This is a genomic window from Priestia sp. TRM10 (assembly GCF_057808375.1).
In genome coordinates this window covers 520,715-534,861 of the sequence record NZ_JBJZOT010000013.1, presented here as the reverse complement: position 1 = coordinate 534,861, position 14,147 = coordinate 520,715, and the positions used below count along the sequence as shown (strand labels likewise).

The following is a 14,147-nucleotide window of genomic DNA, read 5'->3' as shown; positions in this document are numbered from 1 at the left end:
TGTTATAAAATGCTCAAATGAGGAAAGTCTAAATTTGTATCTACTTCTCCTTTGATTTTTGTAACTACATTTTTTTGTCCTTTTATCCAATCATAAAAAGAAAAAATTACAGGACGACGATTTTCTCCAACTCCAACATATACTCGCCCTGTTTTTGGAGCATAAACAGAAGAATGAATCGTTCCTGCCGAGTTTCTGTAGTCGCGTTTAAAAAACGGATAATCTGTATGATTAAAAAGCTCAAATGCTCCATAGGGTGTTAGCGGATTTTCTAATGCTTCTTCAAGTTTTGCTAGTCTTTCTTTTGACTCAACAAGGTGACGGCGGTTTTCATCTTGAAGTTCCCGAGATCTAAAATGATTGGAGCATGCAAGACTTCTTCCATATGAAACGTTAACTCCGCGCGGAGAGGCTTCAACAATTGCAGCACGGTCATTTTTATCATTCATCGTATAGTTAAACGAGTGGCGGTGTGGAATATTTCTTAATACTTCTACTGCTTCTTCTGTTGTTTGACATGTATCAAGAATAAACCGCGCAATGGAGCAGCAAATAAACCCGTCTCCTGCTTTCTTTCGATGTACGAAATGATACCCAATTGAAAGTCCCTTTTCATTCATTCCGTCCATACGTCCAATCAACCTTTGAGCAAATCCGATACTTGCATATGCTTCGCTCGGTTGCCAAAGTAAAAAGCGACCATCATATGTTTTAGGATGGTAATCATAGTTTCGAGCATAAAAGCCTTCCGCCATAAGAGCAGAGCACCCTGACTTTTTCCATTCTCCTTGATAGCCGCTATACTCATGCACAACGTCTTCTAATCGCCACTCCATTCCATCTGAAATGCCTTCAAGCTCTTCCCATATGTGTGGTGCAAACTCTTCTACTCTCTTACGCGCTTCTTTTAGTTGGATGGGATAGCTTCTTAATGACTTCTTTCTTCGTCTTTTATGTGACTCATACAAAATTGTTCCTTTATGCCATTTGCCAAGTATGTGGCCAAGTTCATATGATGTGCCTCTTCCTTGCTTAACGTTCACAAAAATGGATTGCATAGTCTCAACTCCAAACTCTGTTTTTAAGAGAAAAAGAGCTTCTTACCCTTATAGGAATAAGAAGCTCTAAAAGAGTTATCCTGTTTGAATACTCTTATGAAGAAGTCGTTTTAGAAGTGGAAACAGAACGTTCGGAAGTTCTGAAACGTCTTCAACTAAAATACTGTATTTCCCGTAAATATTGCGAATTGTAGTTTGCTGTCCTTCATCAATTGGTTCATTTGATAAAAAGACGTTGATTACTTCAATTCCCTGTTTGCGCGCGAGTAAAACAGCTTCGTGTGTATCAACAACTCCGTTTTGCTCATATCCCATTGCAGCAGGCTCTCCATCTGAAAAAACAAGCAGAAACTTTTGTTTTTCGCTGCGCTTCATTAAACTTTGAGAAGCGTGACGAATTGCAAAGCCGTCTCGGTTATCTTCCATTGGTTCAAGCTGCATAATTTCAGATCCGCTTTCTTTCTTATACGATGAAGAAAAATCAATAACATGTTGAAAATAGTTTGGCTGATACGTTTCTGTTGCATCGTTTGTATCTTCCCAAAAGCCGACAATTTCATGTGGCACGTGTACAGATTTTAATGCTTCATGAAAAAGAGTAATGCCAAGCTTTGTTTGCTCCATTTTGTCGAACATAGAGGCTGAACAATCGACAAGAAGCGAGAATACAGCATCAATTTCATGAGATGGATCGTTCTTTTTATGAAAAAGCCGCGGATTGTCGTCTGTTGCAAGACGAAGCAAGTTTTTTTGATTTAAACGCCCAAAATGCAGATCAGTGCGAGGTAAAATCCGCTTATGCTCAAGTGTTTTTGAAATCATTTGTTTTAACCGCTTTTGATATGGTGCAATTTCTTTTACATTTGCACTGTACTGTGAACGCTCCTCTGACGTTGGGCGCGTTTTTTCTTTTACTAATGCTTTCGCATAGCGATTGTCTTTTCCAAACGACTCATCTCCGCCTTCTTGTGGTTCTTCTTTTCTTGTTTCAAGCGCTTCTAGCTTTGAATAATCGTTCCGCTTTGCTTTTTTAGATTGCCCTTGAACAACACCTAGCGCTTGATCTCCGTCTTCTCCTTCACGAACAGCGTCATCTCCCCCTAAATCTGTTTTTGAACCTTGCTCTAAATCAAACTGAAGGAAACTTTCCGTTGCTTTACTTGTTTCTTGATGCCATGTTGGCAGTTTATCTTCGTGAACGTCTTCTTCCCCTGACTTCTCACCTTTAATCACATCATCATTTTTAAGTTTAGATTTTCTTTTTAAATCATCAAATGTTAATCCTTGCTGCAGCTCTTCATAATTAAAATCTGGAAGAAGGAAATACGTGTTTAACATATCTTTTTCAAGCACTTCTTCTAGCACATCACTTATCTCTTCGCAAATACGCGTCACCTCACGCGTTGTCTTAGCTTCAAAGGTGCGCATAATTTGCTCGCGTAAAAATGGAATCACTCGGTCAATATCAGGTTGAATAGACGGAAGTTCTTCAAAGGGATTATCTACTGTTGCTAGCACATATAAAGCACAAAAAAGTGCGTCAGTGTGAATGTTACGCTCCACATTAAAGCGAAGCTGTGTGCTAAAGTACATTTTATACATTTCTCGTCGCTTTAAAAATACTTTTTTCGTACCTGGTCGGTCTTTTTTGCAATCTTCTTCAAGACGCAAATTTTCAAATACCATAAACAATTGGCGCGCGAAACTTTGAACAGGAGAGCGACGAATATGCTTTACATAACGAGCAATGGCCCCGTAATCACCATGGGTAATTTCCGTGCTTCGTAAAAACACGTCGCTTTTTAAGCCTGCTACTGTTTCCTCATGTGGACGCTGCCCCCAGAAATGGCTTAGGTACATTTTTTTTAAATATGGATCATAATAGGAAGAAACGCGATACTCAATCTCCATTTCTTCATCTTTTGTCAACGTTCGGGCTAAGTCTTCGAGCTCCATAAATAGAAAAGAATTAATTTGACTATCATTAAATTTAATAAACTTCATGAAACAACACCTTACTCAAAAAGAGTTTCAGCAATATTTTGGACAGCAGCCTTTTCACGCTCATCTTCTAGTTTTTGAACAATACCACGCTCAATTGCTCGAAGCGGGGGCATATAAAGAGCAAGATCACACGTATCAATAAGCGCTCTAATTGAAGCTGCTTCTTCTGAAACTTGTCCGTTTTCTACTTGTGTGATTAAATCTGTTGAAAGTCTTACAAACTTATCAATCATTTTCTCGTCATTAAGGCGAGATTGTGAAGAAAGAACCGCTTTTAAGCTTTCTCCTTTAATATATGGAACATCAATAATGACGAAACGGTTTTTAAGTGCTTCATTCAAAGGTACTGTCCCAACATATCCTTCATTGATTGCGGCGATAACGCCAAACGTTTGCTCACCGCGCACAACTTCACCTGTAAACGGATTTGTAATCATTTTACGATAGTCAAGTACTCCGTTTAAGATTGGCAATGTTTCGGGCTTTGCCATGTTGATTTCGTCAATGTATAGAAGATGACCCTTTGTCATAGCTTGAATAACAGGTCCTGGAACAAAATCAATGTTTGTTTCTCCTCCGCTTGTATGAATCGTTTTAAATCCAAGCAATGCTTCGGCATCAAGGTCAACTGAACAGTTCACACTGTGCATTGGCTGTTTGAAGTAAGCTGAGAGTGTTTCAGCTAGCTTCGTTTTCCCTGACCCTGTTGGTCCTTTTAAAAGTACGTTTTTCCCTAATGAAAGCGCGATAAGAGCATCCGTTATGATAGCTTCATCTTCAGCCATATAACCGCCCTTTCCAATAAGACGCTCATCGTCTTGATATGCTCCTTGTTGTCTTTCTTCAATAAGATTTTCAATTTCTTTTGGTATGTTCATTGTTGTTTCGTTCCTTTCTTCCACGCTTTTTTTCACTACTTTTATTGTACTAGAAAGCTTTTTCTCTTAAAAGAAAAATGATGAAAGGGACGCCTGTAAGCGTCCCTTTCGTTTTTAAGCTTTTACTTTTTTATAGTTACGATGATTGATTACTGTACGAACAGGCTCACCAGAATCTGAGTCAACGCCCATTTCCACAATAACAGAGCTTTCGCGCACTGTCATAACTTTTCCTTTGAATCCTTTGTACATTCCTTTATTAACTTGAATCATGTCACCAACGTCTGCCGTCGGTTGAGCTTTTGGCGTGTTTTCCATATAGTTAGCGACTCCTTTTCATTTCAAAATTGCAAAGCATTAACAATCAATAAAGATCATTTTCATCTGTTTGTTTGCACTATTTTTTATTTTCATTTAGAACATAATTCTAGTGAATAATATAACGAAAATTTGACTTTTTGACAAGCTATGTTTCTTCTTTTGCAAATATTGTGGTAGAATCCGATCTTAAAACCTGACATTATTATACACTAAATTTGCCGTTTCTATTTATATTTTTAAGGTGTAATCGCTAAATTTGTTGAAGAAGAAAGACTGTATGCTGAAATTTTACCTTCTTCAACATTTGAAAAAGGTGCATCTCTTAAAAACAACCGCCCTTCAATCATTCCTTCTTTTGCATATGAGTTGTTTATCTTAGCAAAATATAGATAATCACAAAGCTCCCGAAGACCTTCTCTTGCGTATGTTTCAGAGTCCGTAAACTTAACTTCACCTACAACAGCTTTATACAGCTCATTGCGTCCTTTCTCTCTCATTTCAACAACAAGATCTGGACGCCCTTGCCAAAATATATGCTCTCTCGCCTTTGTTGTAAAAAACTGATTTCCTAACCGATTTGCTTCTTTTTGGGATAGAACTTTTCGTGCTAAATACGGATGATCGCTTTCATCGACTTCTCCCATTTTTACACTGAAGGAAAGAGCGGAACCTTTAGAGTTATGATAAAGTTTATACGTATAGCTCATATCTTCCCAGCTTGCAACTAAGTTTTCTCCTTCATATAAAAGGTGGAGTGTAGCTTCTTTTGTATTTTCTTTGACGAGTTTTAATGCCCAGTAAAGTTCAAACAACACATCCATTTGCTCAGGTTGCCAAAATGTACGTTGAAAAAGATGCAAAAGATCTTCTTCATTCACTTTTTTAGCATTCAAACGATTGTATTGTAACAAAAGAAGAGCTGCTTGGCGGTACAAACTTACTTTCGATGTTGTGACATCTTTAATCTCTTCATTTGTTATTTTCTCACAACTTATGCTTGTTAATAGTGAAAATGCAAGATAGTTGTTTATTTTTTGTTCATAGTCTCTCACAGACGATAAAAGCTCCGTTTTTTCACCGTACTTCTGCACTAATGAGCGTAACATATTAAGACAAGCTTTTAAAACTTTATTTTCCTTTGTCTCAAATGTTCGGTTTTTCGAGCCGCTGACATATGTCGCCCGATTTGTGAATCCCTCTCTGCTTCGAGCTTCAATAGTCTTTTTCCACTGAATATGGCCTGCCATTTTCCCACTCTGCTTTTTATGAATATTTGTTGAAGAAGGGAAAAGCTCTCTTGTTTTCGCTAGCTCTTCCAAGAAAACGGCTGTTTCGTCTTGAAGGAGAAAATGAATCATTGCAAGCTCTTCAATTGAATCAATGTGAAAAGATGCTTTTTCAAAAAAAGACGAAAGAGAGAATCGATTTCCTTTTAGAAAAATAAGAAGAATATCGCTCATCTCTTTCAGCCATTCTTTATTGTTCATCTTTCCACTCCCTTCTTATTGTTTCTTCGTCAATAAAGTTTAGGGAACAAATCTCATTCATAAACTCTCTTTCTCCTTCAAACAAACGAATTTGAGGCCATAAAAACAGCTGAAAGGCAGATGTAAAATCTCCTTCATCTTTCGTAAAGAGAGCCACATCCTGAATGAGAGCAGGCCCGATTTGTTCATATTGATTTATAACATGCCAAAGTTTTGTAAGTTCTGTAATAAATGGATAGTTATCAATTCCCCATTTATTCATATACCGAAACAAAACCTTTTCGGTAATCTCACTTGGAGGATGAATAGAAATAAAGGCAAATCTTCTCATAAAAGCATAGCTCATTTGAAATAAAGTTGCTTTATCTCTTGTATTCATTGTGCCAATAAGCCTCCATGAGGAAGGAACGCTATATTCATGAACATCATCTCTTCCTTCTTCTTGTGGGGAAATCGTGACGTTTTTTCCATTCTCCGCTTTAAATCCTAAAGAAACGCGATCACCTGCTAAAACTGAAAGAAGGGCACCAAATGCTTGATCAAGGTCAGCTCTGTTCATTTCATCAACAATAAGCCACTTATTTTGCTCTTTTTTCGTTCTGTCATCTTTAAAACATTGCAAAAAAAGGCCTGGATGAAAAGTTAATGTCCCTTCTCTTGTTGGATGGTATCCTCCAATGGTTTCGAACGTTGACCAATCAGAAGAGGCTGTTGTAAATACAGACTGAACTCCATAGCTTTTACAAACTTCACTCGCAAGCTTTGACTTTCCTGTACCAGGAGGTCCTGCGAAAATTAAATGTTTTCCGTTTTTCAATGCGGATTGAATTTGCCTTTTCAAGCGTTCTTCATCTTCAAAATAAAGGGAGGGAAACTGCACATTATGATCAAATGAAACAGGCTGACGCTCATTTTCTTCCCTTTCCCCATATGAAGCTCTTTCTTCTCGCACTGTTTGCCTATTAAGGCGAATGAGTCGTTCATAAGCTGTTTCATATTTCTGCCGAAGACGTGAGAACGAAAAGTCTTCAATTCGATGAATAACGTCCATGTCTTTCTCATACTCGTCCATAATGCCATAGCGAATTTCATCTTTTTCAATTTCTAAAAAAAGTTTTACATGACCTTCTTGTTCTTTTGTATAAATAACAAGAGAAGGATATGAATCATTTTTAAATGTTGTAAGTTCCCGGGCCTTTTGAATACAAAGAGGCGATAACTCTGGTATCTCACAGATTGCTCCATGAACCATTTTCAAAAGAGCACAAACTCGTGCATCTTCCGCCTCTTCGTAAGATTTTTCACTAAGATGCTTTAAATAATGAATAATAACAGGAACAAAAAGCTCTCTATATTTTGTTATGCAATAAAGGAAATCTTGCACATCCAGCATTGTTGCATTTTTTACTTCACGAGCCACAAATGGTAAAAGATACTTGCACAGTTCAACATACTGACTATAGTTATCAGCAGCACGCCCTAATTTCTCATGTGCTCCGATCATATTTTTAAATGTTTCAAGCACTTCTTTTTTGTACATAGGGTACAACGTATAGTCAAATGCTGCAAGCAAGTAACCAAGAAGCGGAGCTCCTAATGAATAGCCACATGAGTGACTTTGACGAGTCGCCTCATTAAGTCTTTCTTTAAGAGGCTTCTCATCGTCATAAAGCGTTCTAAGCACATCTGTACATTGTTCTTCATAAGTGATAGAGAACCGTTCAAATTCGAGTAAGCTACGCCAATAAACAAAGTACCCGCTCGATGTATTTTCCTTTTTAAGATAATGAACGATTTCCCCAACCGTTTCTTTTGTTATAACACTTCTCTCCATAAATTCGTTTAACTCTTTTAATACATACCACTTATATTTTTGATCATAGTGAGCTGACTCTTTGAAGCGATTGTAATGAGCAAGAGCAATTGTAATAAACTCATCTTCTTCAAAATGAAAGGCTCCAATTGTTTCCTTCATCTTTTTTCATCCTCTTGCAATTTTATTCTTTCTCTTTAGTTTGTACCACTTTCTCTATTTTTTGTAACACAATATTGCGAAATATTTCTTTTTCATTTAACAGCTGATGATCTCCTCCATCTACTATAATGCATGAGGAGTTTGGAAATTTTTTTTGTAGAAATGGCAAGTTATAACGATGTAAAACGGTTTTATCTTTATTTCCTTGAATAAAAGTAACAGCTTGAGTAGAAGCACGCCTGTTGTCAAGCGTATGCGTCCATGCTTGTACAGCTTTTATCCATTCTAACGGAAGTCTTGTAAACTGAAGCGGATCCCTTCGCACCTCTTGAAGGTATGCTTTATCGCTTGAATTTCGTCGAAATACTCGTTTGAAGCTTTTCACATATGGAAAAAGAAGCGGAATAGATAAAGCTGCCAGCTGCCACCCTTTCATCCGGACAAGAGGGGCAAGAAAGAACACATGCCTAAATGGGCATACATGACTATCTTTTAAAAGATAATCAACAACAACCCCTGCCCCTGTGCTATGTGCCACAACAAATGGAGGAAACTCTTTTTGACAATATGTATGGATAAAATGTGAGAATGCTTCTCTATATTGAGAAAACTCTTTAATCGTCGCTTTCTCTCCTGTAGAGAGACCGTGACCTTGTAAATCATAGCATATAACTTCATATTTCATATTTGTAAAATAGCGGATAGCATGCTTTAATGTTGCGCTATGATCATAATAGCCGTGAAGAACTACAATTGTTCCACGCTTATTTTCGGGACGAAAACGCTGCATGAAGAAAGATTGTGAACGATGGTCAAAAAAACCGAACTCATACTGAAGGTTTGACACATCTAGCTTATAAAACTGAAGATAGTCCGTAATTTGATGATATTCTTCCTTTTGCCGATACAAAGTTGGAAATGGAAACTGTTCTTTGTCTAGCGATTGAAAACTATACATGTCATCCTCCTCTTTCTCCATTTTATATCAGTATTCTCTTTTTATCAGAAGAAAATCAAAATAAAAAGGGTGACACTATAAGTCGAAATTTCTCTTCTTTTTATTTTAGTTGTAGCAAACAAACACTAGTTTTGACAACCTTTGTCTTTCAGCAGGAAAATGAGGCTTAATTGAAGGAATAGTGTATTAGCATAAAAAGACAAGATGAAAACATAACGATACCAATAATGGATTTTTTAATAAAAACTGACGTAACCCGCTTGAGGAGGAGTGAGTAAAATGCAAACGTATACGACGAAAGAAGCTGCTAAAAAGGTCAATGTTCCGCCAAGAATTATTAAACAATGGGAAAAAGAACTCGACGGATTTTTTTACATTCCTCGCACAAAACAAGGTGCACGCATTTATACAGAAGAAGAGCTCCAAATGCTGAGAACGTTAAAAGACATGTACGGAAAGAAAACAAAAAAAGAAGAAATTAAGCTGTTTCTTAAAAAGGCGAAGCAGAAACCAGAATCCTCACAAAATAGTACTGAGCAGTCTAATGTCTTATCCTTTGCTAAACATAACAGTTCTCTTAATGAAAATAACAATGAAAAAAAACAAGCACCACCTCCTTCTTCTATCGATCAAAAAAAGCAGCAAAGAGTCGTTGAACAGCGTATTAAAGCTGAACGTGAACGCCAGCGCCTTCAGCAGGAAGAAAAGAAAAAGAACGAGGAACTTTCTACAATGCGCCCAGTAGACTCTACTCCTCAGCCTGTAAATCAAGTAAAAAGTGAATTGGTTGAAAAAGTTCAAACATACAAAGATGTATTTGAAGCTTTCGATACATTCAAACGCGAACTTTTAACAGAGGTCAGAAATGAAATTCGCGGTGAAGTGAGAAATGAAATTATTTCTGAAGTAAAAGAACAGCTTCAACATAACAATGAACAGACAGTAGAAGCAATTGAAGCGATTAATGCGGTTGTCTCTGAATCTGGTGAACAAACGTCGAAAGAAGTGCAGAGAGAGCTCAAACATGTTTCAAGCCGATTAACAAAAATAAGTGAAGAAACAACTGAAGAAATGCAGGGGTATGTTGAACAAGTTTCAGCAGAAGCATTAGACAGACAAGCTGAGCTCAAACATTGGCTTACAAATATTGAACAGTCATCGGGAAGTTCAATGGATGAGATGAAAAAAATGGTTCATGAGTTAGAAGAAAATTCAAAGTCGACAAGCTTTGAACTTCGCTCGTTTGCTCATGAGATGACGAAGCGTTCAGACTGGAAAGCAGATGAAATGAAAGATTTAATTGATTCTATTAAACGTGATAGAGCAGCATATGTAAATGAACTAAAGCATGACAGACAAATGCATCGTCAAGATATCGAAGAGCGTGAGCGCCTCTTCCACGACTTTGTTCATAATTTTAGACAAACAGCAGCAGCTGAAGAAGAAGAAAAAGTCAAATCATGGTGGAGGTTTTGGAAATAAAGGAAGAACGAGAGCCAAATGGGCTCTCGTTCTTAGCGTGGATTTGTTTTTTCTACAGATGTATGGGTGCTTTTAGGATTTTCATTTATTTCACGTGCGATTTCCATTTTATTCGTTTTGTTCACACTTTGTAAACCAGACTTTGTTTTTTGATTACGCTTTGTCATCGCCATTCTCCTCCTTTTATACTGCTTTCCCTTTTAATATGGGCGAGAATACTCGCCTTCATAACCTAATTTGAAGCTTTACAAACATTTCCGGATAAGGGATATACAAAGATGGAAAAATCATGTTATACTAAGTGCAATTACATAGGAAGTCCACTAGGGGTGCCGTAATGGCTGAGATAAGAGCTTTCTTAATCCCTTTGAACCTGATCTGGTTTATACCAGCGTAGGAAAGTGGCAGCAGCGTTTTTTCGCTCGTTGTCCACTCTTGTTATGAAGAGTGGTTTTTTATTTCCTTTCCCTTTTGGCCTTCCACTATAAGGAGGAAAAATGATGTCTTTTAGTCAAGAACTTCGTCACGTTGCAGCACCTGTTTACGAAACAATTTTCAATCACCCTTTTGTGAAAGGAATTGGAGAAGGAAACGTTCCAAAAGACGCTCTTATTCACTACGTTTGTCAAGATTTCGAATATTTAACTTCTTTCTGCCGCGTATATGGCGTTGCTATTTCACGCTGTGAAAATCGTGAACAGATGGAACTTTTTAATGAACAAATCAATTTTGTGCTTCATAGCGAAGTTCATCCTCATCACAATTTCTGTGATGTTGCAGGAGTTAAATATGAAGATCTTCAAGCAAAACCACTAGCACCTGGTGCACATCATTATATTAACCATATGACAACCGTTGCTCAAACAGGCTCGCTTGGAGAAATCATCGCGGTTCTTCTTCCTTGCCCATGGACATACTTAGAAATTGGTCAAAAACTAATTGAGAAACACAATCCAACAGAAGATCATCCTTTCTATGAATGGATTATGTTTTATGGCAAAAAAGAAATGGACTCTGTCACACATAAGCTTTGCGCTCTCTTAGATCAGTGGGCAGAAGGCGCTTCAGAGCGTGAAAAAGAAAAAATGAAAGATCATTTCATTAAAAGCTGTGAGCTTGAGTATTTATTCTGGGATATGGCTTATCAAAAACAGCAGTGGCCAAGTGAAATGAACCCTGTAGAAGCATAAAAAAAAGAGAGACACCTGTCTCTCTTTTTTATTGAATATCTAATTTCTCGTTTAGTTCTTCCGCTGCTTTCTTTGGATCTTGATTTTTTAAAATAGCTGACACAACAGCAGCTCCTTTAATACCTGTTCCATTTAATTTTTCAATGTTTCCAGCTGTAATTCCACCAATTGCAACAGCTGGAATACGTACGCTTCCCGTAATTTCAGTCAGCTCTTCTTTTGTAATTCCTTTTGCATCAAGTTTTGTGCTTGTCGGAAAAACTGCGCCAACTCCGATATAATCTGCTCCGTCCTCAACTGCTTTTTTCGCTTCTTGAACTGTTCGGACAGATACGCCAACAATCATATCTCCTACAAGAGAACGCACAACTTTTAGTGGCAAATCATCTTGCCCAACGTGTACGCCAAAAGCCCCAACAGCAAGTGCTACATCTACCCTGTCATTAATAATGAGCGGAACGTGAAATCGATCAAGAAGCTTTTTAAGCCGGAGGGCACGCTCATAAAACTCTTTTCCGTCCGCTTCCTTTTCACGAAGCTGTACGAGCGTTACCCCTCCTTCAAGCGCTTTTTCCACTTTTGCTAAAAGTTCTTCTTCTGTTCCCCCAAACAAATCTGTAACAAGATACATTTTATAAGATAGGTTGTTTTGCTTCATACATTTTCACCTCTTTTTCCCACGTTGTACTCGTAAGTGTTGATAGTTCGTCAAAAAGATTAATTTTAAAAGTGCCAACCCCTTCTCCTTCTTTAAGACGCTTTACGGCTCTTTCTCCAGCAAGTCCCATATAGGAAATACCAGCAAGCGCTCCTTCTAACACACTCCCACTTGCTCCAACAAAACAGCCAATAATAGATGCTGTCATACATCCTGTCCCACTTACACGCGTTAACATCTGGTGACCATTCTCTACGTAGACGACACGCTCTCCGTCTGTAATAACGTCAATTTCTCCACTTATGACAACAACAGTGTTATACTTTTTGGCCGTTTTTTTAGCAATTGTAGTTTTATCTTCATCAACTTCTCCAGCATCAACGCCTGAGGTTTTAGCTTCTACTCCAATAAGAGAGGCCACTTCAGAAACATTTCCTCTAATAACCGTTACCTTTACTTGCTCTAACAGCCACTGAGCAGATTTCGTACGATATGTTGTAGCCCCAACTCCAACAGGATCAAAGACAACGGGAATGTCTTTTTCATTTGCTTTTCTCATTGCTTTTTCCATTGCAACAAGAGACTCTTTTTTGATTGTCCCAAAATTAATGACAAGTGCAGAAGAAATAGACGTCATTTCTTCTACTTCTTCAATAGCATCTGCCATAACAGGAGAACCGCCAGCAGCGAGTGTTGCATTCGCACAATCATTAATTGTCACAGCATTTGTAATATGATGAACAAGAGGATTTTTTTCTCTTGTTTCCTTTAACAACTCACTAATTCTTTGTTTCATCATTAGACTCTCTCCTCTTTATAGACGCCCGCTTTTTCGTAAAGATCATAAAAATGATGAGTTGGGCCATGTCCGCTTCCGATGTTTAAGCTATTCTTAATAGCTCCTGTAATATATTCTTTTGCTTGTTTTACCGCATCTTCAAGGGCTAATCCTCGTGCTAATCCTGCTGAGATGGCAGCTGAAAGCGTGCAACCTGTGCCATGCGTGTTTTTTGTTTGAATTCTCTTTCCATAAAAGTGTGTGAACATTTCTCCATTAAAAAGAACATCTGTTGGTTCTTCTTCTAAATGTCCGCCCTTCATTAAAACGGCTGATGGACCTTCCTTTATTAAAAGGCGTGCTGCATCTTCCATCTCCTCGATTGTCTTAATCTCTGCTCCTGTAAGTTTGCAGGCTTCAGGAACGTTCGGTGTTACAACTGATGCAAGAGGCAATAGTTCTTCTTTTAATGCCTCAACAGCTTCTGGGTGAAGCAAGTCATAGCCGCTTTTTGAAATCATCACGGGGTCTAATACAACATGCGGGGCATTGTATTCTTTCAGTTTTTTAGCAACTACTTTAATTGTTTCAACCGTTGAGAGCATTCCAATTTTCACACTATCAACTTTAATATCTGTAAAAATAGCATCAAGCTGATCTTCAATAATGTTTGGCGAAATATCTTGCACAGAAAGAACACCTTTCGTATTTTGAGCAGTAACTGCAGTAATGATGCTCATTCCGTACGTACCAAGTGCTGAAAAAGTTTTTAAATCTGCTTGAATCCCTGCTCCTCCTGAGCTGTCAGAGCCTGCAATTGTTAAAGATGTTTTCATGAATTTAGCCTCCTTAAATTTTCAATTCCATTTCGTTTTATAAGTACACGTAAAAAGATATAGCCAAGTAAAGCCCCACCAAACGAGCTCATAATAAATGATGGAACAAAAGCAAAGAGAGCGACGTTTTTCCCTAGAAAAAGAAGGGCAAAAGGATACGCTATTATGGCCCCGATAATCCCTGTTCCAACGACTTCTCCTAACGCAGTGAGCGCCATGTTCTTCGTTTTCTGATATAAAAACGCTGCTAAAAAGGCACCAATCATACTTCCTGGGAAAGCAAGAATTGAACCTGTCCCAAACAAGTTGCGTAAAAGCGATGTTCCAAACGCACATAAAACCGCGTAAAAAGGACCTAATAATACAGCAGAAAGCACGTTAATCACGTGCTGTAACGGAAATATCTTTGCAAACCCAAGCGGAATGTAAAAAAGATGACTTGTTAACGTTCCAATTGCCATTAAAAGGGCTGTTGCTGATAGCTTCGTTGTTTTACGCAAAAAAAGCTCCTCCTATGAGCAC

The 14,147-nt window shown here is 38.0% G+C and carries 14 protein-coding genes and 1 riboswitch; of the genes, 2 read left to right on the top strand and 12 right to left on the bottom strand.

Annotated elements, in window-relative coordinates; translation table 11 throughout:
* Positions 1-2: 2 nt before the first annotated feature.
* The 7 genes from ACK3CR_RS14040 to ACK3CR_RS14010 form a co-directional block, all read right to left on the bottom strand.
* On the bottom strand, positions 3-1,058 hold the full coding sequence (locus tag ACK3CR_RS14040) for a C45 family autoproteolytic acyltransferase/hydrolase (protein WP_243512981.1): 1,056 nt from the start codon (positions 1,056-1,058) through the stop codon (positions 3-5).
* A gap of 75 nt (positions 1,059-1,133) precedes the next feature.
* On the bottom strand, positions 1,134-3,062 hold the full coding sequence (locus tag ACK3CR_RS14035) for a vWA domain-containing protein (RefSeq protein WP_488975590.1): 1,929 nt from the start codon (positions 3,060-3,062) through the stop codon (positions 1,134-1,136).
* 11 nt (positions 3,063-3,073) lie between these two features.
* Positions 3,074-3,940: an ATP-binding protein gene (locus ACK3CR_RS14030; RefSeq protein WP_040058469.1), complete on the bottom strand. Its 867-nt coding sequence runs from the start codon at positions 3,938-3,940 to the stop codon at positions 3,074-3,076.
* Positions 3,941-4,054: 114 nt separating this feature from the next.
* Positions 4,055-4,258 (bottom strand): DUF2187 family protein, encoded by a 204-nt coding sequence (locus ACK3CR_RS14025; RefSeq protein WP_019393383.1) that lies wholly within the window; start codon positions 4,256-4,258, stop codon positions 4,055-4,057.
* A 239-nt stretch (positions 4,259-4,497) separates the two neighbouring features.
* On the bottom strand, positions 4,498-5,748 hold the full coding sequence (locus tag ACK3CR_RS14020) for a hypothetical protein (protein WP_488975589.1): 1,251 nt from the start codon (positions 5,746-5,748) through the stop codon (positions 4,498-4,500).
* Positions 5,738-7,723: an AAA family ATPase gene (locus ACK3CR_RS14015; protein WP_488975587.1), complete on the bottom strand. Its 1,986-nt coding sequence runs from the start codon at positions 7,721-7,723 to the stop codon at positions 5,738-5,740. The genes ACK3CR_RS14020 and ACK3CR_RS14015 overlap by 11 nt, the downstream gene beginning before the upstream one ends.
* Positions 7,724-7,745: 22 nt before the next feature.
* Positions 7,746-8,681 (bottom strand): alpha/beta fold hydrolase, encoded by a 936-nt coding sequence (locus tag ACK3CR_RS14010; protein WP_410914754.1) that lies wholly within the window; start codon positions 8,679-8,681, stop codon positions 7,746-7,748.
* Between the two features lie 279 nt (positions 8,682-8,960).
* On the opposite strand from ACK3CR_RS14010, the gene ACK3CR_RS14005 reads away from it, so the two are divergent.
* On the top strand, positions 8,961-10,163 hold the full coding sequence (locus ACK3CR_RS14005; protein WP_243513014.1) for a MerR family transcriptional regulator: 1,203 nt from the start codon (positions 8,961-8,963) through the stop codon (positions 10,161-10,163).
* 32 nt (positions 10,164-10,195) lie between these two features.
* On the opposite strand, the gene ACK3CR_RS14000 is transcribed toward ACK3CR_RS14005, so the two are convergent.
* Positions 10,196-10,330, bottom strand: coding sequence for a hypothetical protein (locus ACK3CR_RS14000; protein WP_019393378.1), 135 nt, complete (start codon positions 10,328-10,330; stop codon positions 10,196-10,198).
* 148 nt (positions 10,331-10,478) lie between these two features.
* A riboswitch (TPP riboswitch) is annotated at positions 10,479-10,580 on the top strand.
* Between the two features lie 83 nt (positions 10,581-10,663).
* On the opposite strand from ACK3CR_RS14000, the gene tenA reads away from it, so the two are divergent.
* Positions 10,664-11,353: a thiaminase II gene (gene tenA, locus ACK3CR_RS13995; RefSeq protein WP_488975793.1), complete on the top strand. Its 690-nt coding sequence runs from the start codon at positions 10,664-10,666 to the stop codon at positions 11,351-11,353.
* Between the two features lie 28 nt (positions 11,354-11,381).
* Here tenA and thiE read toward each other — a convergent pair whose 3' ends face one another.
* From thiE to thiW, 4 genes are read right to left on the bottom strand one after another with little or no spacing between them, the layout of a single operon-like run.
* Positions 11,382-12,011 (bottom strand): thiamine phosphate synthase, encoded by a 630-nt coding sequence (thiE, locus tag ACK3CR_RS13990; RefSeq protein WP_243513019.1) that lies wholly within the window; start codon positions 12,009-12,011, stop codon positions 11,382-11,384.
* Positions 11,986-12,810 (bottom strand): hydroxyethylthiazole kinase, encoded by an 825-nt coding sequence (thiM, locus tag ACK3CR_RS13985; protein WP_243513021.1) that lies wholly within the window; start codon positions 12,808-12,810, stop codon positions 11,986-11,988. Before thiM ends, thiE begins: the two co-directional genes overlap by 26 nt.
* Complete coding sequence (gene thiD, locus ACK3CR_RS13980; protein WP_488975586.1) at positions 12,810-13,625, bottom strand: bifunctional hydroxymethylpyrimidine kinase/phosphomethylpyrimidine kinase; 816 nt, start codon at positions 13,623-13,625, stop codon at positions 12,810-12,812. The genes thiM and thiD overlap by 1 nt, the downstream gene beginning before the upstream one ends.
* The gene (gene thiW / locus ACK3CR_RS13975; RefSeq protein WP_040058113.1) at positions 13,622-14,125 is read right to left on the bottom strand and encodes an energy coupling factor transporter S component ThiW; all 504 of its coding nucleotides are present in this window, start codon (positions 14,123-14,125) and stop codon (positions 13,622-13,624) included. Before thiW ends, thiD begins: the two co-directional genes overlap by 4 nt.
* Positions 14,126-14,147: the final 22 nt, after the last annotated feature.

What these genes read in the sequence shown, in the direction of transcription:
- ACK3CR_RS14040 (WP_243512981.1), bottom strand. Translation starts at nt 1,058, where the DNA reads ATGCAATCCATTTTTGTGAACGTTAAGCAAGGAAGAGGCACATCATAT.
- ACK3CR_RS14035 (WP_488975590.1), bottom strand. Translation starts at nt 3,062, where the DNA reads ATGAAGTTTATTAAATTTAATGATAGTCAAATTAATTCTTTTCTATTT.
- ACK3CR_RS14030 (WP_040058469.1), bottom strand. Translation starts at nt 3,940, where the DNA reads ATGAACATACCAAAAGAAATTGAAAATCTTATTGAAGAAAGACAACAA.
- ACK3CR_RS14025 (WP_019393383.1), bottom strand. Translation starts at nt 4,258, where the DNA reads ATGGAAAACACGCCAAAAGCTCAACCGACGGCAGACGTTGGTGACATG.
- ACK3CR_RS14020 (WP_488975589.1), bottom strand. Translation starts at nt 5,748, where the DNA reads ATGAACAATAAAGAATGGCTGAAAGAGATGAGCGATATTCTTCTTATT.
- ACK3CR_RS14015 (WP_488975587.1), bottom strand. Translation starts at nt 7,723, where the DNA reads ATGAAGGAAACAATTGGAGCCTTTCATTTTGAAGAAGATGAGTTTATT.
- ACK3CR_RS14010 (WP_410914754.1), bottom strand. Translation starts at nt 8,681, where the DNA reads ATGTATAGTTTTCAATCGCTAGACAAAGAACAGTTTCCATTTCCAACT.
- ACK3CR_RS14005 (WP_243513014.1), top strand. Translation starts at nt 8,961, where the DNA reads ATGCAAACGTATACGACGAAAGAAGCTGCTAAAAAGGTCAATGTTCCG.
- ACK3CR_RS14000 (WP_019393378.1), bottom strand. Translation starts at nt 10,330, where the DNA reads ATGACAAAGCGTAATCAAAAAACAAAGTCTGGTTTACAAAGTGTGAAC.
- tenA (WP_488975793.1), top strand. Translation starts at nt 10,664, where the DNA reads ATGTCTTTTAGTCAAGAACTTCGTCACGTTGCAGCACCTGTTTACGAA.
- thiE (WP_243513019.1), bottom strand. Translation starts at nt 12,011, where the DNA reads ATGAAGCAAAACAACCTATCTTATAAAATGTATCTTGTTACAGATTTG.
- thiM (WP_243513021.1), bottom strand. Translation starts at nt 12,810, where the DNA reads ATGATGAAACAAAGAATTAGTGAGTTGTTAAAGGAAACAAGAGAAAAA.
- thiD (WP_488975586.1), bottom strand. Translation starts at nt 13,625, where the DNA reads ATGAAAACATCTTTAACAATTGCAGGCTCTGACAGCTCAGGAGGAGCA.